Below are 23911 nucleotides of genomic sequence, written 5' to 3'. Positions count from 1 at the left end.
GTGAACATCGTCTCGGTGTAGCCGTCCGCTCCGCGCATCGTTTCGCTCTCAGTGTTGGTCGATTCCTTCTTTCAACGTTTACCCCTCCCGCTCGGATGACGTCTGCGGGAGGTATTTCAACAGCCTGCTAGTGTCGCTAAGGCTTCTATGACCGCCAAATTCATGTCAACATCCTTCGAGTCAACATGAGACATAAAAACCGACGCAAGATCAAATGCGGCGCTAGCATCTGCCGCACGAATCCGGCTCAAGCAATCGCCGACTAGTTCGCGTGTTATAGCATCAATCGTCATAACGCTCCTCATTCGCCGCCGGCCCTTTTGCAGTCCTGATAGCATCTGATGTAGTTCTCTCGAGCGCGGTCCATACACAGTCGATAGGCGCCAGAGTGCCGCCCGGTCGTCTTCCACCAAGTCTCACAAGACTTTTAACTATGCGCCGCGTCGTAGGCGTAGGTCAACGAAGAACCGTCGGGGAAGGTAATGATCGCTAGGTTACCGGCTAAATCGTAGGCAAAACCTGTCACCGACTGACTCACGCCGGGGTTCACCGTGATAGACGTGATTCGCCCGCGATTGTCATACGCATAGTTGGTCGCGACTCCATCGGGATCCGTGGATGACAACGGTTCGTAGCGCCCGCTCGCGAGGTGATCACCGTGGCGGCACGGCCGCGCGCATGCCCCGCACGCGCAGACGAAGCCCATCGGTTCGCCCCAACACAGGAACCAGACGCAAAATCTCGCACCCCGCTCAAAGAGAAAATTCTTCTATCGATATTCGAATTCTCGATAAATTTTGGATCCATTTTCCAGCACGCTCGCCATATCATGTCCGCTTATAGACTGGCAAGAGAATCAGCATGAGCGTGAACGAACCGTTGCATTACCTCGACTACGCGGCCACGACGCCGGCCGATCCGCGCGTGATCGAAGCGATGTGCGCGTGCCTGGGTGTCGATGGTGTATTTGGCAATCCCGCGTCGACCTCACACGCAGCCGGAACACTGGCGCGCAAAAAGGTCGAACAAGCGCGAGCCCAGGTGGCCACGCTGATCGGCGCCGACGCGGATGAAATCATTTGGACGTCGGGCGCCACCGAATCGAACAACCTCGCGCTCAAAGGCTACGCCGACGCGGCCACCGATAAGCGCCACTTGATCACGAGCCGGCTCGAGCACAAGGCCGTTCTCGATACCATGGCGAGCCTCTCTCAGCGAGGGTTTGCGGTCACCTATCTATCGCCGTCATCGAACGGCGAAATCACGGCAGAAGCCGTCACCGCCGCCCTGCGTGCGGACACGGGGCTCGTATCGCTGATGCTCGTGAACAACGAACTCGGCACGCTGACCGACATCGCTGCGATCGCTCGGATCGTGCATGCCGCGGGCGCCCTCTTGCATGTCGATGCGGCCCAAGCGCTCGGCAAGACCGCCATCGATGTCCGCGCCCTCGGAATCGACCTGCTCTCGATGTCCGCGCACAAGGTCTATGGGCCAAAAGGTATCGGTGCGCTCTTTATCCGCCGCGACGTCGCCCAACGCATCGCTCCTCAAATGCATGGCGGAGGACACGAGCGCGGATTGCGTTCGGGTACGCTCGCAACGCATCAGATCGTCGGCATGGGTACCGCGTGCGAATTGGCGGCATCCCAACTCGAGACCGACACCGCCAGGATCGCCACGCTTAATGCGCGCTTGAAAGAGTCCGTCCTGGCACTCGGAAATGTCACCGAAAACGCTGGCCTTGCGAAGCGCATCCCTCATACGTTGAGCTTGACCGTCGATGTGCCCGGCTTCTATCCGGCAATGCTCGGCGATGCGCTCGCCGTGTCCTCCACATCGGCCTGCAACTCGAACGCCGGCACGCCGTCGCATGTACTGACGGCAATCGGCCTCGATGCGGATGCAGCCGCCCGAACCGTGCGCGTGAGCTTGGGCCGCTATACGACGGAGCGCGACATCGACTTCGCGGTGTCGTGTCTGCGTCGCGCCATCGAGCAATGCCGCGCGACCGCTTCAAGCGGATTCGCCACTTCACCGCAAATCGCGCCTGCCGATCTCAAGGCAATTCGCCATGCGGGCTTCCGGTCCGTGATCTGCAATCGCCCCGATGGCGAGGGCCCCGACCAGCCGTTTTTCGAACAAATCGCCGCGGCCGCACGTGAATTGGGCATCGAAGCGCGCTATCTACCGATCGAAGCCGGCAGCATCGACGATGCGCAGGTCGATGCCTTCGGCGCGTTGGTCGATGCATTGCCCAAGCCCATACTTGCCTATTGCCGAAGCGGAAGCCGGGCAGGCATGCTTTGGAATCGTCTAACGACCCGGAGCACGGCCCGGACGTAGTTTCGAAAAGAGCAGCGCGGCGCCGGGCGGGTCAGTGCGGAATGTAATGCCCGCTGACCTCTTCGAGCCCCGCCATATCGATGATGGACACTTGCTTGCCGGCGCACTTAACGAGCCCGAGCGAGCTCAGCTTGGACAGGCTGCGGCTCACCGTTTCAAGCGTCAAACCCAAGTGGCACCCAATCTCGTCGCGCGTCATCCGCAGATTGAAATCATGCGACGAATACCCGCGCTGCGCATACCGCTTGGAGATGTTGAGCAGAAACGAGACCAACCGCTCGAGCGCCGTCATCCGCCCCATCAGCATCAGCAGCGCCGATTCGCGGACGAGCTCCCGGCTCATCAGCTTATGCAGGTGGCTTCTCAAGCTGAAATCGTGCTCGCTCATCTCGGTCAGCGCATTGAACGGAAGCGCACAGACGACGCCATCTTCGAGCGCAACGGCGTCGAACGCATGTACGCCGGTACCGATGCCATCCAAGCCGATGAATTCGCCCGCGATCGGAAAGCCGATAATCTGCTCGCGGCCGTCGTTATCGATCGCGACCGTCTTGCATGAACCGACTTTAGCGACATAGAGATTTTTGAACGGCTCGCCGGCCCGGAAGATCGCTTCGCCTTGTTTGACCTTGCGGGTGTTACCGAAAACGCCGTTTTGCGCTCCGGCCTTCTTCGTGTCGAAGCCCTCGGGCATACAAAATTTACGCGAACTGCAATGCTCGCAGTCGTTGCGCTCCGCTGCCCGCGCCGCGTTCGGCGTGGATTCAGGCAATTGCGCATGCCATGCGATGGGCGCTTCGGCCGCCGCGCGTGCCCCTTGGGTTGCCAACCGGCCCGCCGCACGGTGCGGTAGGCTCATTGCCGCGCGCGGCGCGCCGAGTTCGATTTCCGCGAGTGTCGTGCTGTGCATGTCCGTGCTCCCAGGGGACGTGGATCGATCGGCGGAACACTTTCGTACGTCGGTACGTCGTCTACCACCGTTAGGACGAATTGTCGGGCACGGGTCGCGCCGCGACTATCGGCGATCCATGTCGCATTTCGTAGGGGATCCCCTACAGGACACGCCCTGCGGACGGTCGTTCCGCGGGATTCGAACGGAGATGCTCGCTCTGCACGCGCGGGCTCACAATCCATCGCGCTCGGGCCGGGCTTGTTCCACGCGTCGGATGTAGCGATCGAAAACGTCGGCAATACGATCGCATGCGACGCGGCCGATCGAGGTAACCTGGAGCTGCGTTTCCCCGATCTCGACCGCCCCTTCCCGCCGCAACGCGTCGAGCGCGGCCAACTCCCGGCGAAACGCCACCGGGAAATCGATGCCGTAGCATTGCTCGATCGCTTCGATATCCACCGAGAAGTTCGTCAGCAGCGCCGCCATGATCGCGCGGCGCACCAAGTCGTCGGCCGTGGCAAGAAACCCGCGCTCGATCGGCAGTCTTTCCGCCTGCAACATCGCGGCGTAGGTTTTCTGATCGCGGTAGTTCTGATATTGCATAGGACCCACGTTACCGATCGCACCCGGGCCGATCGCGATCGACGTATGCGAAACGCGCGTGCAATAGCCGTATGGGCCGGGCACGAGCGTCGCCAGCCGCTTGGCCTCGGCGAACGCATCGGAGCGCCGGGCGAACACGTCGTGAGCAACATATTCGTAGCCCGCTCCGATGAACGTCGCATACGCTTCTTGCCAGGCGCGCCGCACGAGACCCGTGTCCTCCCACCGCACGCCCAATCTGCGGGCAAGATGATCCGAGCCCGGGCGAGCGAGAAAAATGCGGCTGGGCCGGTATGTGGAAAGGACCGCCGCCCATTCCCGCACCGTCCGCATCGGCACGGTGGGTACCGCGATGGGTAAATCGACTGCGACGCAGCGAAACCCCGCTTCGCGCGCCTCGTCGAAAAATCGCTCGATCGATGCCGTGTTGGCCGTCCGCGTCGCGGCGATACTCGCACGCAAAGTCGTGACGCCCAGCGCGCGCAATGTCGAGAGCTGCTCGGGCGGACGGGAATCCATCGCGACATGCGCGATGAACTCGGCGTTTTCCTGAACGTCGTACGAGTCGATCATGCTCGCGTGGACACGCGCCAACGCGGACTCGGGCAAGGCCGTTACGCCAACGGACCAATACACCTGCGCCAAGCCGGCGCGGGTGCCGTGCTTTCGCGCGAAGAGCGACATTTCTTGCCGCAACAGATTCGCGCGAACGTCGTCGTTGCCCGATGCGTCGCCCTCGCCCTTCCTCCGGGGGAGGGGCGCAAAAACGGCCAACGTCGATGGGCGGAACCAATGCGGTTGACGGCTAGCCCTGATCCACGACTCGACGTAGGACGCACCAAGGGCCTGCACAAACCATTCTGGCCCGGGATAACTAAAGTGCATGGCGTGCATGACGCGCGGCCGGATCGTAGTGACACTGGAGCGCATATCTTCCACTGACCGCGCGCCCGCAGACATGACCTGCGTCAAGCACTCCCCTCGCCCGCCCGCCGCCGGCCGCCTTTCACCTCGAAACGACGCCCCTAAGCGCGCAGATGCATCGAAAAAACCTTGCGCACTGTTAAAATCCCTCAATTACGTCGGTCGGGTATCTCGCACCGAATCGGCTCCGCGATAAGCGGCGAATCCGATGCGCGCGCCGGACGGCGCGCAAGCCCACCACTGACTTACGCACCTATGCAAAACCACATCCTCGAAGGCCAAACACTCGACTGGCTGCTGAGTTCGGCAGCAGACGCTTTGATCATCGTCGATCGAGACGGTCGAATCGCGCTCGCCAATCCACCCGCGGAACGCCTATTCGGCTATTCGAACCAAGAGATGATCGGGCAGGCACTCGAGATTCTGATGCCCGAGCGATTCCGCGCGGCGCACGTTCATGAGCGCGTGGATTACTTCTCGCAATTGAGAGCGCGTCCAATGGGCGTGGGCATGGAGTTGCGCGGGCAACGTAAGGACGGCACCGAGATTCCCATCGAGGTGAGCTTATCGCCCTTGGAAACCGACCGTGGGCTCAAGCTCGTCATGGCGACGATCCACGACGTCACGCTGCGCAAGAAAGCGGAGCAGGCGCTGCGCGACAGCGAAGCCCGTTTGCGCGCGCTGATGCAGGAAATCAGCGCCGCGAACGAGGAGTTGACCAACTTTGCCTACGTCGTATCGCACGATCTGAAGGCCCCCCTGCGCGGAATCGGTTCGCTGGCGGATTGGCTGTCGCAGGACTATGCCGACAAATTCGACGAGGAAGGTAAAGAGCACATGCGGCTGTTGATCGGCCGCGTGCATCGCATGAGCGCCCTTATCGACGGCATTCTCGAATACTCTCGCGCCGGCCGGATCAAGGAAACATCGACGCGCGTGGATTTGAACGTCTTGCTGCGCGAGGTCATCGATCTCTTGGCGCCGCCGCCGCACATCGAGATCGAGGTGGCGGGGCACCTCCCCGCGTTGTTCGCGGACAAGACGCGGATTCAACAGGTCTTTCAAAATCTGTTGTCGAATTCGATCAAATACATGGATAAACCGGCCGGTCGTATTCGTGTCGAATGCGCCGAGCAGGACGATGCCCTGCGGTTTTCCGTCTCCGATAACGGCCCCGGCATCGAGAAACGGCACTTCGAAAGAATTTTCCAACTCTTTCAAACACTGACGCCGCGCGATCAGTTCGAAAGCACGGGGGTCGGCTTGGCCTTGGTCAAGAAAATAGTCGAGATGTACGGCGGCCAGGCCTGGCTCGAATCAGAGGTGGGCTCAGGCAGTACTTTTCATTTCACTCTACCGCGGCAAATGCTTGCCCCATCGACGGAGAACAACGCATGAGGATTCCGAACAAGCCCATCCTAGTCGTGGAGGACGACGACGTCGACGTCATGACGATCCGGCGTGCGCTCAAGGAAATCCACGTCACGAATCCGGTCGTACGCCAAGAAAACGGCGAGAACGCGATCGCCTATCTGCGCGACCCGCAAAACGCGATGCCCTGCATCATCTTGCTGGATTTGAATATGCCGGTCATGAGCGGCATCGAATTCCTCGAGGTGATCAAGAACGACGAGCATTTGAAGCGAATCCCGGTGGTCGTGCTGACGACCTCGAAGGAGCAAGAGGACAAGGTCGACAGTTTCAATTTCAGCGTGGCCGGTTATATGGCCAAGCCGGTCGACTATCGTCAATTCGTCGATGTCATGCGCTCGATCGACGTCTACTGGTCGCTGAGCGAGCTTCCCTGACGGCATTGTGCCGTCGTCATGCCGATTGCCGGAGCGATATGTCTGCACCACGCGAAATCCGTATCCTGCTCGTCGAGGACGATCTCGTCGATCGAATCGCGAGCAAGCGGGCGCTCGCGGCGGATAGCGAGCGCCAGTATGTATTCATCGAGGCCGACACGGGCGAACAGGGCTTGCAGCTCGCCGCCCAGCAGCGGCCCGATTGCATCTTGCTCGACTATCACCTGCCCGATCAAACCGGTCTCGAGTTTCTCGAGGCGCTCGCACAAGAGAACGGAGAAGTGTCCGTTCCGGTCATGGTGCTGACCGGCGGGAGCAGCGCGGCATTGGCCGTGGAATTGATGCGCCGCGGCGCCCGCGATTATCTGACCAAGGATGCCGATCGCAATTACCTCGGGCAGATATCGGCCGCGATCGAGCGCATGCTGGGCGCCCAGCGATTGCTCGAAGCGAAGCGCGCGGCGGAAGCGCGGTTTCGAACACTGGTCGAACAGATCCAAGCCATCACCTATATCTGGTCGACCGCGCAAAACCGGCTCGAATACGTGAGTCCGCAGATCGCCATGCTCGGCTTTACGGCCGAGGAGTGGCTATCGGGTCCGTCGTTCCATGAGATGCATGTTCACCCCGAAGATCGCGACCGGGTCATCGAAGCGGTGACGGCGAGTCGCGCGAACCGCGAGCCGCTGAGCATCGAATATCGCATGACGGCCAAGGACGGTAAGATCTTTTGGTTTCGCGACGAAGCGCAAGTCATCCACGACGGCTCGGCTCGCCCGCCGATCCAAGGCATCTTGCTCGACGTGACGCATAGCAAGCTCGCCGAGCAAACGTTGCAGCGGTCGCAAGCCGAACTGCGGTCGCTGGCCGCGCACCAAGAGCGGATCAAGGAGAACGAGCGCAAACGCATCGCTCAAGAGATCCACGACGAGCTCGGAAGCCTGCTGACGGGCATCAAGGCCTATGTGTCCGTATCGGTCGAGCGGACCCTTCAAGCGGGCGGTACGGCGGACCCGCTGCTCGTGGATGCGACGCGCCTCGCCGATGACGCGATCGGGGCCGTGCGGCGAGTCATTACCGATTTGAGGCCGAGCGTCTTGGATCAGTTGGGCGTGTGGGAAGCCATGAAGTGGTATGCCAACCAGATTCAAACGCGATCGGATCTCATGTGCGACTGCTCGATCGATAGCGCGCTATCGGCGCGCTCGATCGACGCCGAACTGAGCACGATGCTGTTTCGAGTCGTGCAGGAGGCGCTGACCAATACCGTGCGCCATGCGAACGCATCGCATGTCAGCATCCGGGCGCAGGCCCGGAACGGAGAAATCGTCATCGAGGTCAAGGACAACGGCAAGGGCATCGCGCGCAAGGACCCGGTCAGCGGTCAGTCATGGGGCATCTTCGGGATGCACGAACGAGCGCGGCACTTCGGCGGTAGCTTGACCATTTCCGGCCGCCCCGGGGACGGCACCACCGTCGAACTGCGCATTCCGATCGAGGATACAGATGGCCACTGAGACGATTAAAGTCCTGCTAGTCGACGACCACACCATCGTCCGCAACGGCGTGCGGCTCATGTTGAGTTCGGCGGCCGATATCGAGGTGGCCGCCGAGGCCGCGTCCGCCATCGAGGCCACGCGCGCGATCGAAGCGCAGCGGTTCGACGTGGCCTTGGTCGATATCGCGTTGCCCGGCAAGAACGGGCTCGACTTGTTGAAAAGCATGCAAGCCAGCCACCCGGAGCTCGCCGTACTGATCCTCAGTACCTATGCCGAGGACATCTACGCGATGCGAGCGCTCAAGCTCGGCGCCGCGGGCTATCTGACGAAAGACAGTTCCGCGGCCACGCTGATCGAAGCCGTGCGCAAGGCATCGAAGGGCGGCAAGTATGTCAGCCCGTCGCTGGCGGAGCGATTCGCCAGCGTGATGAGCGGCAAATCGGCATCCACGCACGAGGTTTTGTCCGATCGCGAACTCGAAGTCTTGAAGCTGCTCGCGCGCGGTGAAAGCCTCGTCAATATCGGCGAACGATTGCATCTGAGCCCGAAGACGGTTACCACCTACCGGTCGCGGATTCTCGACAAAATGGGCCTCGGCAGCAACGCCGAATTGACCCGCTATGCGCTCGAAAACGGCTTGCTGAGCTAAAGGCTTTTACACGGAGCGGCTACCAGTAGTGATGGACGAACGGCGCGATCTTGTCCAAATACAGTGCGCGTAACGCTTTCATCGCGGAATCGCTCAACGGCGGCAAGTCGCTGGCGGCATTGTTCGCCTCGGCTTGTTCGCGATTCTTGGCCCCTGGAATGACCGTGGTCACCGCGTCGTTCATCAAAATCCAACGCAAGGCGAACTGCGACATCGACATCCCCGGCGGCACCAGGGGACGAATCTCCTCGACCGCGTCGAGCGCCACGTCGTAAGGCACGCCAGCGAACGTCTCGCCTTTGTCGAACGCCTGGCCTTCGCGATTGAACAAGCGATGATCGTCGGCGGCAAACGTCGTATCGGCTTTCATCTTGCCCGTGAGCAGACCCGATGCGAGCGGCACGCGCACGATCACGGCAATCCCTCTCGCTTTCGCCTCTCGCATGAATAGATCGGCGGGCCGCTGCCTGAAGATGTTGTAGATGATCTGAACCGATTCGACGCCCGGGTATTCGATCGCCTTCAACCCCTCCTCGACCTTTTCCACCGACACGCCGTAGCCGCGGATCTTGCCCGCCGCCACCATGGCATCCATCGCCTCGAAAACGTCGGGACGGTAGTAGACCTCGGTCGGCGGACAGTGCAATTGAACGAGATCCAGGCAATCGGTCTCCAAGTTGACCAATGAGCGCTCGACGAACGCATTGAGGTTCGCCGCGTTGTATCCCGCCGCCGAATGCGGATCGAGCCGCCGGCCCGCCTTCGTCGCAACGAACGGGCGCGGGCCGCCGCGCTCCTTGAGCACCGCCGCGATGATCCGTTCCGACCGTCCGTCGCCGTAGACATCGGCCGTATCGATAAAGGTAGTGCCGCTATCGAGCGCCGCATGCAACGCGGCCTTCGCATCGCTTTCCGACACGTCGCCCCACGATCCGCCGATCGCCCATGCACCGAAACCGATCTCGGAGACCGCCTTTCCTGTTTGCCCAAATGGCCGCTGTTTCATTTGCTTTCCTCTGTCATGGCATCAGTTGTCCGCCGTTCACTTCGATGATCTGCCCGGTGATGTAGCCGGACAGCGTGGGCGAAGCCAAAAATAAGAACGCGCCGACACACTCCTCGGGGAGCCCCGCTCTGCCCATCGGCACCGAGGCCGTTTGCACCGCCATGACTTCCGGCGGCGTGTAACGATCGTGGAACGGCGTTTGAATCAGTCCGGGCGACACCGCATTCACGCGAATGCCGTCCTGTACGAATTCCTTGGCTTGGCCGCGCGTGACGCTGCTCACGAAGCTCTTCGTCGCCGCGTAGAGCACCGCCCCCGTGCCGCCGCCGTTACGGGCGGCGATGGACGTGGTGTTGATGACGTATCCGCGCGACGTCCTAAGAAACGGATGAGCGGCTGCGGTCGCCTCCCACACGGAACGGGCATTGAGATTGACGACGCGATCGAAATGCGCCTCCGTCGTTTCCGTGGACTTGATGCGCCCCAACATGCCGCCTGCGTTGTTGATCAGACCGTCGAGGCCCCCGAGCAAGTCGGCGGCGGCCGCCACGACACGCGTCGCGACGCCGGGCTCACTCATATCGCCGCGCACGATCTCGATACGCTCGGGCGCTTCGGCCCGCAATGCCGAAGCGGCCGCTTCGCTTTCGTTGTAATGGGCGACCACACGCGCACCTTGCGCTGCGAACGCACGCACGAGTGCCGCGCCGATTCCGGTCGATCCGCCCGTGACGAGGACCTTGGTGCCCTGAAGATCGCCGATACGTATTTGCTCGAAACCCGACATGACTTTGTTTCCGCAAAAGGGCGAAGCATGAGCCCGGCTTGCCTCGCACCACGCCCACGACGGCCGGGAAGCAAATCATGGCATGACTTAAAATGAACGGAATTCACTGACTTGTTGAACGACATTCATTATGGCGAAGACCGACCGAATCGATTTCGCAGACCTCAAGTCGTTTCTCACGATCGTTCGATGCGGCAGCTTCAAGCTCGCCGCCATCGAAATGGGACAGACGCCCTCTGCGGTCAGCCATGCCATGCGGCGGCTGGAGGCGCGCCTCGGGGCCAAGCTCTTGAATCGAACGAGCCGAGCGGTTTCCGCGACGGCGGCAGGCCGCGATTTGGCGGCGCGATTGGAAGACGGATTCAATCAGATCGGCGCGGCGCTCGAAACGTTCGACGCGCCCGGCACGGCCCGGCTTGGCGAAATACGGCTGAACGTTTTTGCCGATGCGGCCGACTTGCTCGTGGCGCCCGCACTCGCGGAGTTCGCGCGCCAGTGCCCTGAAGTGCGACTGACCGTCGTCGTCGAGAACCGGCCTATCGACATCGTGGCCGAGGGCTACGACGCGGGCATCCGCTATGGTCATTACGTGCCGGAAGATATGGTTGCCGTGCCGCTCACGAGAGCGCAACGATGGGTCATGGCGGCTTCGCCCGCTTATCTCGACCGGCACGGTGCGCCAAGTGAGCCCGATGAGCTGGCCACGCATACCTGCCTGCAGCTCTTGCTGGGCGACAATTCGAGCTACCGTTGGGAAATCAACGACGCGGGCGAGAAACGCCGTGTTCGCGTACCGGGCTTGCTGACCATCAACGACACGGCCACGACGATCGCCGCGTGCAAGGCGGGACTGGGCATCGCGTATTTACTCGAGGCGCGGATCGCGAGCGAACTGGCGCGCGGTGAATTACGCGTCGTGCTGGAACGCAATGCGTTCGTCGACGATCCGCTCCATATGTACTACAGCAGCCGCCGCTACAATCATCCGGCGCTCGTTACGCTCATCAACATCATTCGGGCACAGCACGCGCTGCCCAAACTCGCGAAGAAGAGAGCGTAGGCGCGCGATCGGCTCGACCGGCGCTCATTCGATCGCCTATTACTCGAGGCGCTTCATCATACAGACGGCCGATTGCGGGCATATAGAAGCGAATTGCGTCGAAGCCCGGACCGCGCTGGAAGCTTCGCTGCGATCGACCGCGCGATATCCACGCGCTTCGAAGTATGCCCGCGCCGTGGTCGTGAGTAGAAACACACGCTCGGCTTGGCAGGCCGCTGCTTGCCGCTCGATAGTGGCGACCAACGCCGCGCCCAGACCACCCCGGCGAAGTTCGGGCAACACGGCAAGGGAGCGAAGCAATGCCTCGGGCCCGTAGCGCTCGATCGCGACACACCCCAGCAGTACACCGTCATCGCCGAACGCGACATGGAAGCGGGCAGGAGCGTCGTCGTGCACGTCGTCGATAGGCAAACCCTCGCGGGCCAACAACGCGCATATCGCGGCATAATCGCCCGGCTGCGCCGAACGGATCGTGTAGCCAATCATTGCGAGCCTCCCGTTGTTAGGCTCCGCGCTCGTACCAACCGCGCGAACGCATGACCAAGCGCACCACCAGCAGCATGACGGGCACCTCGATGAGCACGCCGACGACGGTGGCCAGTGCCGCCCCCGACTGAAATCCGAACAAACTGATCGCGGCCGCAACGGCCAACTCGAAGAAGTTCGACGCCCCGATCAACGCCGACGGGCATGCGACGTCGTGCTTTTCTCCAAGGACGCGATTCAACCCGTAGGCAAGCGCGGAATTGAAAAAGACTTGGATGACGATCGGTACGGCGAGCAGCGCGATAACGAGCGGCTGCCTGATGATCGCATCGCCCTGGAACGCGAATAGGAGGACGAGCGTCGCCAGCAGCGCGGCGATCGACCACGGAGCGATCTTGGACATCGCCGCGTCGAACGCTGCTTCGCCCTTGTTCAACAGGACCTTACGCCAGAGTTGAGCGAGTATCACGGGAATGACGATGTACAGCGCCACCGATGTAACGAGCGTCTCCCAAGGAACCGTGATCGCCGAGATGCCGAGCAAGAAGGCCACCAGCGGCGCGAACGCAAACACCATGATCGTATCGTTCAACGCGACCTGCGACAGCGTGAACAGCGGATCGCCGTTCGAAAGCTTGCTCCAGACGAAGACCATGGCCGTGCACGGCGCCGCCGCGAGCAAAATGAGTCCGGCGACGTAGCTGTCGAGCTGATCGGCGGGCAGCATCGAGGCGAATAGATGGCGAACGAAGAGCCACGCCAAAAACGCCATCGAGAACGGTTTGACCAACCAATTGACGAACAACGTGACGCCGATCCCGCGAACATGCTGCTTGACCTCGTGAAGCGCACCGAGGTCGACCTTGACCAGCATCGGAACGATCATCACCCAGATGAGCAACCCGACAGGCAAATTGACGTGAGCGAACTCGAGCGCGCCGATGCCGTGAAAGACGCCCGGTGCGAATTGCCCCGCCGCGATCCCGGCCACGATACAGAGGAATACCCAGAGCGACAGATAGCGCTCGAAGACACTCATCGCGGCTCGAGTGCGAAGCTCGCCGGCCTGCTCGCATTGAATGGACATGGCCGCTCCCTCACAGATCCAGTGCTTCGCGCACCGCCGGCACCAACCGAGCGCGAATATCGTCGCGCACGGCGATAAAACTTTCCAGCGGCTCGCCGTGCGGATCGTGAAATGCGATATGAATACGCTTGACCGGGCCGGGGAAAATCGGACACGTTTCCTTCGCGTTGTCGCAGACGCTGACGACGAGATCGATGGGTTCGCCCATCACCGAATCGATCGTCTTCGGATAAAGTCCGGCGGTGGGAAGACCGCCTAACTCCAGCGCTCGAAGTGCGCCATCGGCGACTTTTGGCTGCGGAACGGTGCCGGCCGAAATCGCGCGGACACTGCCCGCAAGCTCATGTTCGAGAATGACTTGGCCCATTTGGGACCGGCATGAGTTACCCGTGCACAGAACGAGCACTGTCTTGGTCATGATTCAAATCCGATTGATAGCAGGGTCGATCGAGGTTATCGGCGTTCAGGCGCAAGGCCCCGCCGATTGTTCATGACTGCTTTTGGCGTGGCTTCTTGCAACTCGACGCACTGACCGGAACGCATGGATTGCCACCGCAACAGTTCTCCGTGAGGAATGTGAGGAGCGCGCCCATTTCCGCGTAGTTAGCCGAATAAATCATGAACCGGCCACTCTGCAACGCGTCGACGAGGCCGGCATGCGCCAGTTCTTTCAAATGAAACGACAACGACGAGGGGGCGATGTCCAAACGTTCGGCGATCTGCCCGGCAGCCAACCCGCTCGGCCCCGCCTGCACGAGCAGCCGGAACACCGCCAGCCTGGATTCCTGCGCGAGCGCGCTCAATGCGCGTACAACTTGGTTCGTTTCCATATTTCGATAATAGTCGAAATGAAGAAGAAAGAAAACCGCCTCGATGCCCATCATCGGAGCGCATGCCATCGACTCATTTATCATACATAACGCGCAACCGGTTCATGCACCGCTCGGCGTCGCGAGCGCTGCCGGCCATTGCGAGGCAATGCATCCCGGCTTGTTCGCGTGACGCCCTGCCCATTTTCAACCGACTCAGATTTTGCAATGACCATTACCTTGCTGGAAGGCGGGAACGTCCTCGATCTCGATCGTGGCGTGCTGCTCGAACATCATCATGTCGTCATCGAGGGCGAGCGGATCGTCGAAGTCACGGATCGGCCGGTCGATCTGCCGAATGCGCATCGGATCGACGTGCGCGGCAAAACCGTGATGCCGGGATTCATCGATTGCCACGTGCACGTGCTGGCGTCGAACGCCAACCTTGGCGCGAACGCCACGCAGCCGAACATATTGGCGGTCATTCGCGCGTTACCGATTTTGGATGCCATGCTATCGCGTGGCTTCACGAGCGTGCGCGATGCGGGCGGGGCCGATTGGAGCCTCATGCATGCGATCGAAACGGGCCTGATACCGGGGCCGCGTATCTTTCCCTCGGGTAAAGCGCTCTCGCAGACGGGCGGACATGGCGACTTCCGTCCGCGCAGCGATGTGCTCGAACCGTGTTCCTGCTGCTTTCGCACCGGTGCGATCGCACGCGTGGCCGACGGGGTCGACGCCGTGCGGCTCGCCGTGCGCGAGGAAATTCAGAAAGGGGCGACGCAAATCAAAATCATGGCATCGGGCGGCGTGGCCTCTCCGACCGATCCGATCGCCAACACGCAATATTCGGAAGATGAAATTCGCGCGATCGTCGATGAAGCGCATGCGGCCAACACCTATGTCATGGCCCATGCGTACACCGGGCGCGCGATCACTCGCGCCATCCGGTGCGGCGTGCGCACGATCGAACACGGCAATCTAGTCGACGAAGAGGCCGCTCGCCTCATGCACGATCGCGGCGCGTTCGTCGTGCCGACGCTCGTCACTTACGACGCGCTCGCGCAGCACGGCGCGCGATTCGGCATGCTGCCGGATTCGATCGCCAAAGTCGGATCGGTGCGGCAGGCCGGGCGCGAATCGTTGGAGATCTACGCGAGAGCCGGCGTAAAAATGGGCTTCGGCTCCGACTTGCTCGGCGAGATGCACGCGTTCCAATGCGGCGAATTCGGCATTCGCGCAGAGGTGCTCGGCAACTTGGAGGCGCTGCGCTCGGCGACGAGCGTCGCAGCCGAGATCGTCAACATGCAAGGACAGTTGGGCGTGGTCGCAACGGGGGCCCTCGCGGACCTGCTCGTGTTGGACGGCAATCCGCTCGAGGATATCGGTGTCGTCGCGCACGATGGCAAGTACGTACGATACGTGCTGCAACGAGGCAAGGTCGTCAAAACGCGCAATCAGGCAGGCGGCTGAACTCGGCTGCGAGGCGGGCGCCGCGCCGTTAAGCCGGCGTCCATTTTTCGCCGCCGTGCTGATCGATGATCTCTTCGCCGAACTTCAGCGATGCGCGGCGCGCGGCACCGGCGGTGGGGAACGGCGTGCGCTCGTCGAGCTTATAGGTATTGCTGTAGGTCAAGGTCGCATCGGAGCCGCGGACACAAATTCTCACGGCGGCGTCGAAGCCATCCTCGAAGTTGTGACCCGAACCCTCTTTCTTTTGCGCGTGAGAATAGACCAACGGGTACAACTCGAAACCGCGATAGGCGTGCATGCTCATGATTGACTCCTTGGCGATCACATGATCGTGACGCCATCGATGTTGAGGACTGCCGGCGCGCGGTTCGCGCTCAGCGATTGGGTAGGGAGGGAAGTCGAACGATCGACGGCGGGATGAGGCCGTGTCCACCATGGTGGGGACTTAAGCGGCCTATCGTCGGCGAGTGCGGATTCGGCTCGACGTGCGAGTCATCATACTCCAGTCGCTGGACGATTCGACGATTCGTCTTTCGCGCGCCGCCGTTTCCAAGCCGTCGCGGGCTGTCGAGGAACGCCGGTCCCGAACCACGCGCGCGAAATATCTTGACCGCATCGGCAATCACGCGTATGGTCCATAGCTGAAGTCTTCAAGAAGCGTGATTGCTGTTCATCATTGACCGCCACCCTGCGGTATTCGTTGCCCTCTCCCTCCTTGATTTTCATTTTCGCGCCCCTACGGCGTGCGCATTCGTTCGTTTATTTTTATTCAAAGGTTCTTCATGGATACCGGTATCGTCAAGTGGTTCAACGACAGCAAAGGTTTTGGTTTCATCTCGCCGGATAACGGCAAGGACGACCTGTTCGCCCACTTCTCCGAAATTCGTGCCGACGGCTTTCGCACGCTCGTGGAAGGTCAGCGCGTAAGCTTCGAAACGAAGCAAGGCCCGAAGGGTCTGCAGGCTTCGAACATCAAGCCGCTTTAATCGCTGCAAGCACTTCCCGTCACACGCGCCGGCATACGGCGCGAGGCGCCGGAAACATCACGGCCGTCAGCCTGTGCCCTCGGTTTACCACTCCGGCACGGCACGGCCGCAAACACTGGGGATATCAATTTGGCAAAGGAAGAGTTGCTTGAACTAGACGGCGTCGTTGAAGAAGTGCTGCCCGACAGCCGCTACCGCGTCACGCTCGAGAACGGAACCATCATCGCCGCCTATGCGGCCGGCCGACTGAAGAAAAACCATATCCGCATCCTGGCCGGCGACCGCGTAAGACTGGAATTATCGCTTTACGACCTGACTAAAGGTCGCATCAATTACCGACACAAAGACGAACGCGCCGGCTCCGGTGCGGCCCGGCCGCAGCAGTTTCGCCGGCGTTAACTGTGCCGCCCGTTGCGCCTTGCGTGCGCAACGAACCGTCACCCCAAGTCGGATCATCGCCTTGTATCGCGGTTACGCGATCATCCGGCCGTCCGCACATCGTCTACCCGGCGGCTGCTTTTCATCGGACTCGCGCCAGCGGGGAATACCCTTTGCGTGAGAAACTCGTGGTCATCGTCAGGAGGCCCGAGATGAAATACACGTCGCACACGATCACGCTCCTTTGCGTATTGACGTTGTCGCTTGCCGGCTGCGCTGTCCAGGGCGCGCCGCAAAGCGGCTACGCCCCGCTGAGCGCCGCACAGTGCCGCGATCTAACGGCGCTGAAAAACGGCGCGCCGCTCACACGCGAACGCAACTTGAGCGAATTGGCCGCGCTCGAAGAAGCCGGATACCAACCGTCGCCGTTCTTCGATCCGTACTATCCGGAAGACCTGCAAGCAGCCCAGCATCAGGTCGATCGGTGGTACGACGCGCAGTGTCGAGGCATGCAGCCGGATTAGCCGCCGCTTAATGCGGACCACCTGCCGGTATACACTGCGAAGCATCGATGCGCCTGCCAAAGAACGAATTCACATGCCGCTACACGATGTCTCCACGCTATCCACGGCGCGCCTGACGCTGCGCCCCCTGCGAACGGAAGATGCCAGCCCCCTGTTCGCCATGTATTCGGATGTGGAGTTCATGCGCTACTGGTCCTTTCCCGTGATGAAGCGCTACGAACAGGCCGTCGACTATGTCGCCCGCCGCATGCAAGGCTCGGTCACCCAAACGGAGATTTTCTGGGCCATCGATCTTACGGCGACCAACGAAACGATCGGCACCTGCTGTCTGTTCAATGCCGACCTAGTCTCCAAACGCGCGGAAATCGGCTTCGGTTTGCATCGTCCGTTCTGGGGCCACGGCTATATGACCGAAGCCGCGGGAGCGGCCGTCGATTGCGCGTTCGACCTGTTGCGGCTGCATCGCCTGGAAGCGGAAATCGATCCGCGCAATACGCCTTCGGCACGCGTGCTCGAACGCCTCGGCTTCGTCAAAGAAGGCTTACTACGCGAACGCTGGATCATCGACGACGAGATCTCGGACGGCGCCATTTACGGACTCTTGCGTACCGATCGCCGATAGGTGCGGTCGGTCCGGCACTACCGGATCGGCCGCTTTCGTCCGACGACCGCGAAGCTCACCGCCACGGACCCGCGCGCGCGCACCTCTCGTTCTGGCTGCGCCCAGGGTCGCGCATCGCCCCCCTCCTTCGCTTCCGAGGCGATCAACGAGGCATACAATTCCGGCCTGCGCGCGGTCAGCCAGCGGCGTGCCTCGCTGTGCCGCGCAAGTTCGGGATCGATGGACGCGGTCGCCATCGGGCGTTCCGGGTGCTCGCCTCGCGCAATCACGACGCCGCACGGATCGGCGATCATCGCCTCGCCGGGCTTGCATGCGCCTCTCGGTTCCGCCCGGGCATCGCAAAGTACAGCGAACATCCCGTTCTCGCCCGCGCGTGCCGGTATGGAACGCGCCAACCAGTCGGGCCGAAGCGAAACGCCGGGCCCGACGCTGCTGCGATGCGGCGCAACGAGCAAAGTCGCGCCCTTGAGCGCCGCCACACGCGCATTCTCCGGCATGTAATTGTCCGCGCCGATCAAGATGCTCATCTTGATCCCCCACGGCGTATCGAACACGTCGAACAGCGCCCCGCTGCGCAAATGCGGGCTCTCCATCGGGTACAGCTTGCGATGGACATGCCGCGCACCGTCGGGCATGCATACGACGTAACTGTTGTAGAGCGCGCCGTCGTTCGCGCGCTCGATCCATCCGACGCCCGCCGCCACGCCGCTCATTTCGACCGCGCGCGAGACGGCGGCGATCGAAGGCCCGTCGAGCGGCTCCGAGAGCGCTTCGAGTTCAGTGCGGCGCAGCCGCTCCATGCGGGCGGCGCCCACCAGGCTCATCTCGGGAAATACGGCCAAGCTCACGTGCTCGCGGGCGAGTTCGTTCAGCCGCTCGGCGATCGCGGCGAACGGCGGCTTTTCTCGCGCTGCGCACGCCGACGCGAAAGGCAAAGCGGCGACACGAAGCGGTAAAGCGGAAGGGCTGGACATGGCGTGAGCGAATCGGCGATGCAATATCGCTATTGGATCGCCGCACCATCGATTAGTAAAATGAATGCTTTTACCGGTTCGATTCTTTTATCGAATGGAACTCAAACTCCTCCGCGCATTCCTGACCGTGTCCGAACTCGGGCACTTCGGCCGTGCCGCCGATGCCCTGCACACGAGCCAGCCAGCATTGAGCAAGCAGATCGGCGCGCTCGAAACGAGCCTCGGCGCGCGGCTATTCGAACGCGGCAGGCACGGCGCGCAGTTGACGCGTTTCGGCGCCGACTTTTTGCCCGACGCCACCGCACTCGTGCGCGATGCGGACGACATGTTGCTGCGCGCAAAAGAGGCGAGCGGCGGCAAGCGCGGCCGCCTTCGCGTGGGCCTGTGTCTCTCGGTGCTCACGATTGCCCCGCGCTTGATTGCCGACTTCCGGCGCTTGCATCCGAACGTGAACGTGACGCTCGTCGATCTCTCGTCGGCCGAACAAACGCGCCGGCTGCTTGCCGGCACGCTCGATGTCGGCTTCATGCGCATATCGAGCAGCGATGAACTCGCCACGTTTCCGATCGTCGAGGAATCGCTGGCACTGGCGATCCCGCAAGAAGCGAAGATCAAGCGGCTACCGGCCGATTTGAACGTCCTGAACGAGATCGGCTTCGTTGCGCTCACGCGGGCGCGGCAAGCGGGAACGGCCGACCAGGTCGATCGCTGGTGTGCCGAGCGCGGTTTCATCCCGCGGATCGTGCAAGAAGCACAGGACGTGCAATCGGTGCTGGCAACGGTCGCGGCGGGCGTAGGCGTCGCGTTCGTCCCTTCGCGTATGGGTCATCTCCTGCGCGACGCCACGGTGCTCACGCTCCAAGGGCCGCACGCGCGCTGGCGCGTCGGCCTGGCCTGGCAAGCAGGCCGTGAGGATGTCGTCACCCGCCACTTCGTCGCGTTCGCGCGCGCCGCGCTCAAACGCCAGCGCGCCGCGCCGGCCGCGGTCGCTACGATCGCTTGAACAATCGAATGACGAAAAGCAGAATCACCGCGCCGATGACCGCCGTGATGATCGAGCTGATCCATCCGCCGCCGATCGAAAGGTGAAGGATACCGGCCAGCCAACCGCCGATGAAGGCGCCGACTATGCCGACGATGATATCGACGACGATGCCGAAGCCGCTGCCTTTAACGAGCAGACCGGCCAGCCATCCGGCAATGGCGCCGATGATGAGCCAGGCAATGATTCCGTGTTGCATAGTTTCCCCCGCTTCGGATCGTTGACCCGTGTTGCATGGGTCGATTGATTTGCCCCTCGACAAAATAAAAAGGGGGCAATCCTGCACTCTAGTCGGTCGAGCCGGGCGCAGCGGTAAATTTTTGTTAAATGCGAGGCTTTTCGCGCACGGTCGCCTGCACGCTGGCGCTTGCGGTGGGCGGCAATCCTCGTGCGGACGATGCGGGCATGCTGCCTGCAACGGTTGCAAGCAAGTACGATGCAAACGCACGGGGATCGATCCATGACTTCTTTCTCGCTGAATCGTTTGCCGAGTGCCGCGCGCACCGAGGGGGCTTGCGCCGTCGATGCGGTGCAACACTTCGGCAATGACCGCTGCACGACGATGGCGGCCGGCATCGCCTTTTACTCGGCTTTCTCGCTTGCACCGATGCTCGTCATGGTGATTGCCGTGGCCGGCTGGTTCTTCGGCACCAATGCGATACGCGGACAGATCTTTCAGGATGCGCATTTGTTGATCGGCGACGAAGCGGCCGCCGCCATCCAAATGATCGTGGTCAACGCGCGCTCGAACAGCGGCTCGGGCGGGCTGGCCGCCGTCATTTCGTTCGCCGCGCTCGCGCTAGGCGCTTCGGCGACGTTCGCCTCGCTCAATACAGCGCTGTCGGTGGTATGGCCGGCCGATGCGTCGCAGCGCGTCTCGAGCGTGATCGCACTCGTCAAGGTTAGATTGATTTCATTCGGCCTGGTCCTCGGCGTCGCCTTTCTCGCGATCGTTTCGCTCGTACTCGATACCGTCGTCACCTACATCGGCGACTGGCTGTTGGGCGGCACCCCGTTCGTCGTCATCGGCAACATCTTGCAACTCGTGCTCGGCATCGTCGTATTGGCGTTCGCCTTCGCCGCGCTGCTCAAATTCTTGCCCGATGCCCGTGTCGCATGGCACGACGCTTTGACGGGCGGAGTCGTCGCCGCATTCCTGTTCACCGCCGGCAAGAAACTGTTCGCGCTTTATCTCGCACATGCCGGACTCTCGAATGCGTTCGGTGCCGCCGGATCGCTCGCGGTGTTGTTGATGTGGCTGTACTTTTCCGCCGCGGTGCTATTGCTCGGCGCCGAATACGCGGCGGCGCGTGGGCGGCGCCACGGGCGAGTGCAATTGCGTGGACAGACCGATAAGACTGATCATTAAATTGCACCGCACGCTAAGACATATTCGGTTGAGTTTGTCTAGTCGCCATATTCGTCCCGTCGTAGGGCATCGTGCCGCATAGATGTGCGCTGCGCACCGATCCATCGCGCCGCGCTGCTTCTCCGCGGCACGTTTGGAACCCAAGCTGTGCGCGGTGCCCAGACGTTGGGAAAACTTGTGCAATTGCGCCGCAGTTTTGCGCTTTCTCTAATTCAGTATTTCAAAGTCAACAATAATCCTATATGCCATTTTTGCGCGCTATCGGCGCGCGTGTTTCCTTTTGACGACAGTGCGTTTTTTTCCATTCAACCTTTCAATGACGTTGCGCTATTCTCCTTCCCGCAACAGTCTAATAAACGCTTCGCGTGGAGAAATGATGAAAAAAATCGCTCTGTCAACCCTCTCGCTCGCCCTGCTCGGCGCTGCCGGTGCCGCGCACGCTCAATCGAGCGTCACGCTTTATGGCGTAATCGACGAGTCGCTCACGTACGTGCACAACGCCCAAGGCAATAAGAACCTGTGGGCGCTCGGCAATACGAGCGGCGGCGACTTGGCCGGCACGCGCTGGGGCCTCAAGGGTCAAGAAGATCTGGGCGGCGGCCTGGCAGCCATCTTCCAATTGGAAAACGGCTTCAACCCGCAAAACGGCACGTTGGGCCAAGGCGGCCGCGAATTCGGCCGTCAAGCCTTCGTCGGCCTGACGAGCCAAACGTACGGTACGTTGACGCTGGGCCGCCAGTACGACCCGGTTGTCGACATGGTCCAAGGCATCACGGCCGACAACTACTTCGGTAGCGCGTTCGCCACGCCGGGCGACGTCGACAACTACGACAACAGCTCGCGTACGAACAACGCGATCAAGTACGTGTCGCAGAACTACGCCGGCTTCCAAGCCGAGGGCATGTATGCGTTCGGCGGCGTCGCGGGTTCGACGGGCTCTGGCCAAACGTGGTCGCTCGCGGCTTCGTATACCAACGGTCCGATCGCTGTAGCTGCCGGCTACTTCCACGCAGACAACACGAACACGCTGACGGCTAACCATCGCACGACGTGGAACGGTACGTCGGACGGCCCATTCGACGTCGATCCGGTCAACGACGGCTACCAAACGGCGAAGTCGATCGGCATCGCGCGCGTTGCCGGTCAATACACGGTCGGTCCGTTCACGATGGGTCTGAGCTACAGCAACGCGCAGTACAAGCCCGATGCGTTCTCGGGTTTCGGTTCGACCGAAAAGTACAACTCGGGTAGCGGCTTCTTCAACTACCAAGCAACGCCGGCTCTGCTGCTGGGCCTGGGCTACACGTATATGAAGGCGAGCGGCGACACGTCGGCGACGTATCACCAAGCTTCGCTGGGCGCGGACTACAACCTGTCGAAGCGCACCGACGTGTACCTCGTTGGCGCATATCAGCACGCCAGCGGCAATACGGGTGACGGCGCCGGCGGCAGCATTCCTGCCCAAGCGTCGATCGGCTCGTACGGCTACAGCGGCACGAACAGCCAAGAGCTCGTCGCTCTGGGCCTGCGCCACAAGTTCTAACAAACTCGCTCGAGCAATCGACGAGAACAATAGCTAGCAGTACGCCGTATCAAGCCAACCGGAGTCGCTCCGGTTGGCTTTTTTTATTGCCGCATGGGTCCTTCGCGAATCCTTAACGAACGGCGAATCGATCACTCGTCCGCATGGGAATCGGACGGAGCCGGCGGCAGGCCGGGTGCCGGCTCTGGCGTTTGCCGGGCCTCGGGGTGGCAATCCACGAGAAATCGCACCATTTCAGTAGCATCGCGCTTTAGATAGAAGCGAATCATCTTCTCGTTGAAGACCTGCGCCTTTGCGGCGGGGATACTGATGGCGTCGATGCCATGAGACATCAGTACGCCGTTCATCATGAAGCGGGATGTCCGCTTGTTTCCGTCGAAGAAGAACTGCTGCAGCGCGCCGAACAGGAAAAACGCCGCGCCCTTTTCGAAAGCGTCGGGCACTTCGTCGTTGAGCGCGGCCAGGCCACGGCTAAATGCCGCGTCTAGATTCGCCCCGCCCTTGACCGTAGGCAAGGGCGTATAGCGCCCTTGCTCTCCCAAACCGACGTCCGGGGTGTAGTTGCACTCATCCCCTTCCCCCCTGAAATGCCCCCATTCCAACGCTTCGTTGCGTGCGACGAGGCCATGCAAATGCACGAATGTTTGCTTGTCCAAGCAGAACTGTCCGCTTCTCACCAGCTTGAGCAGCAGCTTCGAGCTCTCGACCAAATTCAAAATCTGCTCTTGGTCGGAGATCCTGCGGCCGCCCACCGTGATTCCGTCCAGCAAGGTCTTCACTTCCGGAAAAGTGAACGGGTTACCCTCGAGGACACCGGCATCCCAGACGAACTCCGGCAACATCTTGTGGAAACGGAAGCTGACTCGCTCGAGCGAGTACCGCGGAATGTCTTTCGGAACAGCAGCGCGATCCCATTGAAACCCAAGCGCCTCGAAAAGCGTCATCACCTTCACCTCAACCATGCATTTTCGGCGCTAAGCCGTTGACGATGCACATCATACCGTAGCCGGTTTCGGCGCCCTTCCGGCCACTCACCCGGGGCCA

26 protein-coding genes are annotated in these 23911 nt (G+C 61.4%); 14 read left to right on the top strand and 12 right to left on the bottom strand.

Annotated features, from left to right (window positions below; translation table 11 throughout):
- The first annotated feature begins 861 nt into the window (after nucleotides 1–861).
- Nucleotides 862–2346 (top strand): aminotransferase class V-fold PLP-dependent enzyme, encoded by a 1485-nt coding sequence (locus C0Z18_RS13405; RefSeq protein WP_102645885.1) that lies wholly within the window; start codon nucleotides 862–864, stop codon nucleotides 2344–2346.
- A gap of 31 nt (nucleotides 2347–2377) precedes the next feature.
- Here C0Z18_RS13405 and C0Z18_RS13400 read toward each other — a convergent pair whose 3' ends face one another.
- Both C0Z18_RS13400 and C0Z18_RS13395 read right to left on the bottom strand, forming a co-directional pair.
- On the bottom strand, nucleotides 2378–3256 hold the full coding sequence (locus C0Z18_RS13400) for a helix-turn-helix domain-containing protein (RefSeq protein WP_102645884.1): 879 nt from the start codon (nucleotides 3254–3256) through the stop codon (nucleotides 2378–2380).
- 213 nt (nucleotides 3257–3469) lie between these two features.
- Nucleotides 3470–4525 (bottom strand): oxygen-independent coproporphyrinogen III oxidase, encoded by a 1056-nt coding sequence (locus C0Z18_RS13395; RefSeq protein WP_158244237.1) that lies wholly within the window; start codon nucleotides 4523–4525, stop codon nucleotides 3470–3472.
- A gap of 495 nt (nucleotides 4526–5020) precedes the next feature.
- On the opposite strand from C0Z18_RS13395, the gene C0Z18_RS13390 reads away from it, so the two are divergent.
- Genes C0Z18_RS13390 through C0Z18_RS13375 form a run of 4 tightly spaced genes read left to right on the top strand, consistent with a single transcriptional unit; the run spans nucleotide 5021 to nucleotide 8721 of the window.
- The gene (locus tag C0Z18_RS13390) at nucleotides 5021–6163 is read left to right on the top strand and encodes a sensor histidine kinase (protein WP_102645882.1); all 1143 of its coding nucleotides are present in this window, start codon (nucleotides 5021–5023) and stop codon (nucleotides 6161–6163) included.
- Nucleotides 6160–6573, top strand: a complete 414-nt coding sequence (locus C0Z18_RS13385) for a response regulator (protein ID WP_102645881.1) — start codon at nucleotides 6160–6162, stop codon at nucleotides 6571–6573. The genes C0Z18_RS13390 and C0Z18_RS13385 overlap by 4 nt, the downstream gene beginning before the upstream one ends.
- A gap of 38 nt (nucleotides 6574–6611) precedes the next feature.
- Nucleotides 6612–8090 carry a hybrid sensor histidine kinase/response regulator gene (locus C0Z18_RS13380; RefSeq protein WP_102645880.1) on the top strand — a complete coding sequence of 493 codons (1479 nt, stop codon included), beginning with the start codon at nucleotides 6612–6614 and terminating at the stop codon, nucleotides 8088–8090.
- The gene (locus C0Z18_RS13375) at nucleotides 8080–8721 is read left to right on the top strand and encodes a response regulator (RefSeq protein ID WP_102645879.1); all 642 of its coding nucleotides are present in this window, start codon (nucleotides 8080–8082) and stop codon (nucleotides 8719–8721) included. The genes C0Z18_RS13380 and C0Z18_RS13375 overlap by 11 nt, the downstream gene beginning before the upstream one ends.
- A 19-nt stretch (nucleotides 8722–8740) precedes the next feature.
- Here C0Z18_RS13375 and C0Z18_RS13370 read toward each other — a convergent pair whose 3' ends face one another.
- Nucleotides 8741–9727 carry an aldo/keto reductase gene (locus C0Z18_RS13370; RefSeq protein WP_102645878.1) on the bottom strand — a complete coding sequence of 329 codons (987 nt, stop codon included), beginning with the start codon at nucleotides 9725–9727 and terminating at the stop codon, nucleotides 8741–8743.
- 13 nt (nucleotides 9728–9740) lie between these two features.
- Entirely contained in the window at nucleotides 9741–10514 is a 774-nt protein-coding gene (locus tag C0Z18_RS13365; protein WP_102645877.1) for an SDR family NAD(P)-dependent oxidoreductase, read from the bottom strand.
- A gap of 130 nt (nucleotides 10515–10644) precedes the next feature.
- Here C0Z18_RS13365 and C0Z18_RS13360 point away from each other — a divergent pair, with 130 nt between their 5' ends.
- A complete protein-coding gene (locus C0Z18_RS13360) occupies nucleotides 10645–11574 on the top strand; it encodes a LysR family transcriptional regulator (protein WP_102645876.1) in 930 nt (309 codons plus the stop codon).
- Nucleotides 11575–11613: 39 nt separating this feature from the next.
- Here C0Z18_RS13360 and arsN2 read toward each other — a convergent pair whose 3' ends face one another.
- The 4 genes from arsN2 to C0Z18_RS13340 form a co-directional block, all read right to left on the bottom strand.
- Nucleotides 11614–12060 carry an arsenic resistance N-acetyltransferase ArsN2 gene (arsN2, locus tag C0Z18_RS13355; protein ID WP_102645875.1) on the bottom strand — a complete coding sequence of 149 codons (447 nt, stop codon included), beginning with the start codon at nucleotides 12058–12060 and terminating at the stop codon, nucleotides 11614–11616.
- Nucleotides 12061–12076: 16 nt separating this feature from the next.
- Nucleotides 12077–13147, bottom strand: coding sequence for an ACR3 family arsenite efflux transporter (gene arsB, locus C0Z18_RS13350; RefSeq protein ID WP_102645874.1), 1071 nt, complete (start codon nucleotides 13145–13147; stop codon nucleotides 12077–12079).
- A gap of 10 nt (nucleotides 13148–13157) precedes the next feature.
- Nucleotides 13158–13565 carry an arsenate reductase ArsC gene (locus C0Z18_RS13345; RefSeq protein WP_102645873.1) on the bottom strand — a complete coding sequence of 136 codons (408 nt, stop codon included), beginning with the start codon at nucleotides 13563–13565 and terminating at the stop codon, nucleotides 13158–13160.
- A gap of 70 nt (nucleotides 13566–13635) precedes the next feature.
- Complete coding sequence (locus C0Z18_RS13340) at nucleotides 13636–13977, bottom strand: ArsR/SmtB family transcription factor (RefSeq protein WP_102645872.1); 342 nt, start codon at nucleotides 13975–13977, stop codon at nucleotides 13636–13638.
- Nucleotides 13978–14184: 207 nt separating this feature from the next.
- On the opposite strand from C0Z18_RS13340, the gene C0Z18_RS13335 reads away from it, so the two are divergent.
- The gene (locus tag C0Z18_RS13335; protein ID WP_102645871.1) at nucleotides 14185–15429 is read left to right on the top strand and encodes a metal-dependent hydrolase family protein; all 1245 of its coding nucleotides are present in this window, start codon (nucleotides 14185–14187) and stop codon (nucleotides 15427–15429) included.
- A gap of 28 nt (nucleotides 15430–15457) precedes the next feature.
- Here C0Z18_RS13335 and C0Z18_RS13330 read toward each other — a convergent pair whose 3' ends face one another.
- Complete coding sequence (locus tag C0Z18_RS13330; protein WP_102645913.1) at nucleotides 15458–15733, bottom strand: hypothetical protein; 276 nt, start codon at nucleotides 15731–15733, stop codon at nucleotides 15458–15460.
- Between the two features lie 478 nt (nucleotides 15734–16211).
- On the opposite strand from C0Z18_RS13330, the gene C0Z18_RS13325 reads away from it, so the two are divergent.
- The 4 genes from C0Z18_RS13325 (at nucleotide 16212) to C0Z18_RS13310 (ending at nucleotide 17939) form a co-directional block, all read left to right on the top strand.
- Nucleotides 16212–16415: a cold-shock protein gene (locus C0Z18_RS13325; protein ID WP_102645870.1), complete on the top strand. Its 204-nt coding sequence runs from the start codon at nucleotides 16212–16214 to the stop codon at nucleotides 16413–16415.
- Between the two features lie 129 nt (nucleotides 16416–16544).
- Complete coding sequence (infA, locus tag C0Z18_RS13320) at nucleotides 16545–16814, top strand: translation initiation factor IF-1 (RefSeq protein WP_102645869.1); 270 nt, start codon at nucleotides 16545–16547, stop codon at nucleotides 16812–16814.
- Nucleotides 16815–17005: 191 nt separating this feature from the next.
- Nucleotides 17006–17317, top strand: a complete 312-nt coding sequence (locus C0Z18_RS13315) for a DUF4148 domain-containing protein (protein ID WP_102645868.1) — start codon at nucleotides 17006–17008, stop codon at nucleotides 17315–17317.
- A 73-nt stretch (nucleotides 17318–17390) separates the two neighbouring features.
- Nucleotides 17391–17939 (top strand): GNAT family N-acetyltransferase, encoded by a 549-nt coding sequence (locus C0Z18_RS13310; RefSeq protein WP_102645867.1) that lies wholly within the window; start codon nucleotides 17391–17393, stop codon nucleotides 17937–17939.
- Nucleotides 17940–17956: 17 nt separating this feature from the next.
- On the opposite strand, the gene C0Z18_RS13305 is transcribed toward C0Z18_RS13310, so the two are convergent.
- On the bottom strand, nucleotides 17957–18913 hold the full coding sequence (locus tag C0Z18_RS13305) for a nitrilase-related carbon-nitrogen hydrolase (RefSeq protein WP_102645866.1): 957 nt from the start codon (nucleotides 18911–18913) through the stop codon (nucleotides 17957–17959).
- Between the two features lie 94 nt (nucleotides 18914–19007).
- On the opposite strand from C0Z18_RS13305, the gene C0Z18_RS13300 reads away from it, so the two are divergent.
- Nucleotides 19008–19916 (top strand): LysR family transcriptional regulator, encoded by a 909-nt coding sequence (locus C0Z18_RS13300; protein WP_102645865.1) that lies wholly within the window; start codon nucleotides 19008–19010, stop codon nucleotides 19914–19916.
- Here C0Z18_RS13300 and C0Z18_RS13295 read toward each other — a convergent pair.
- The gene (locus C0Z18_RS13295; protein WP_102645864.1) at nucleotides 19903–20154 is read right to left on the bottom strand and encodes a GlsB/YeaQ/YmgE family stress response membrane protein; all 252 of its coding nucleotides are present in this window, start codon (nucleotides 20152–20154) and stop codon (nucleotides 19903–19905) included. The genes C0Z18_RS13300 and C0Z18_RS13295 overlap by 14 nt on opposite strands.
- Nucleotides 20155–20415: 261 nt before the next feature.
- On the opposite strand from C0Z18_RS13295, the gene C0Z18_RS13290 reads away from it, so the two are divergent.
- Complete coding sequence (locus C0Z18_RS13290; protein WP_102645863.1) at nucleotides 20416–21324, top strand: YihY/virulence factor BrkB family protein; 909 nt, start codon at nucleotides 20416–20418, stop codon at nucleotides 21322–21324.
- Nucleotides 21325–21700: 376 nt separating this feature from the next.
- A complete protein-coding gene (locus C0Z18_RS13285) occupies nucleotides 21701–22867 on the top strand; it encodes a porin (protein ID WP_102645912.1) in 1167 nt (388 codons plus the stop codon).
- A gap of 131 nt (nucleotides 22868–22998) precedes the next feature.
- Here C0Z18_RS13285 and C0Z18_RS13280 read toward each other — a convergent pair whose 3' ends face one another.
- The gene (locus C0Z18_RS13280; protein ID WP_233217305.1) at nucleotides 22999–23811 is read right to left on the bottom strand and encodes a Fic family protein; all 813 of its coding nucleotides are present in this window, start codon (nucleotides 23809–23811) and stop codon (nucleotides 22999–23001) included.
- Nucleotides 23812–23911 lie beyond the last annotated feature (100 nt).

The sequence above is a fragment of the Trinickia dabaoshanensis genome (genome assembly GCF_002879885.1).
Taxonomy (GTDB): domain Bacteria; phylum Pseudomonadota; class Gammaproteobacteria; order Burkholderiales; family Burkholderiaceae; genus Trinickia; species Trinickia dabaoshanensis.
This window is presented reverse-complemented; position numbering and strand designations above follow the sequence as displayed.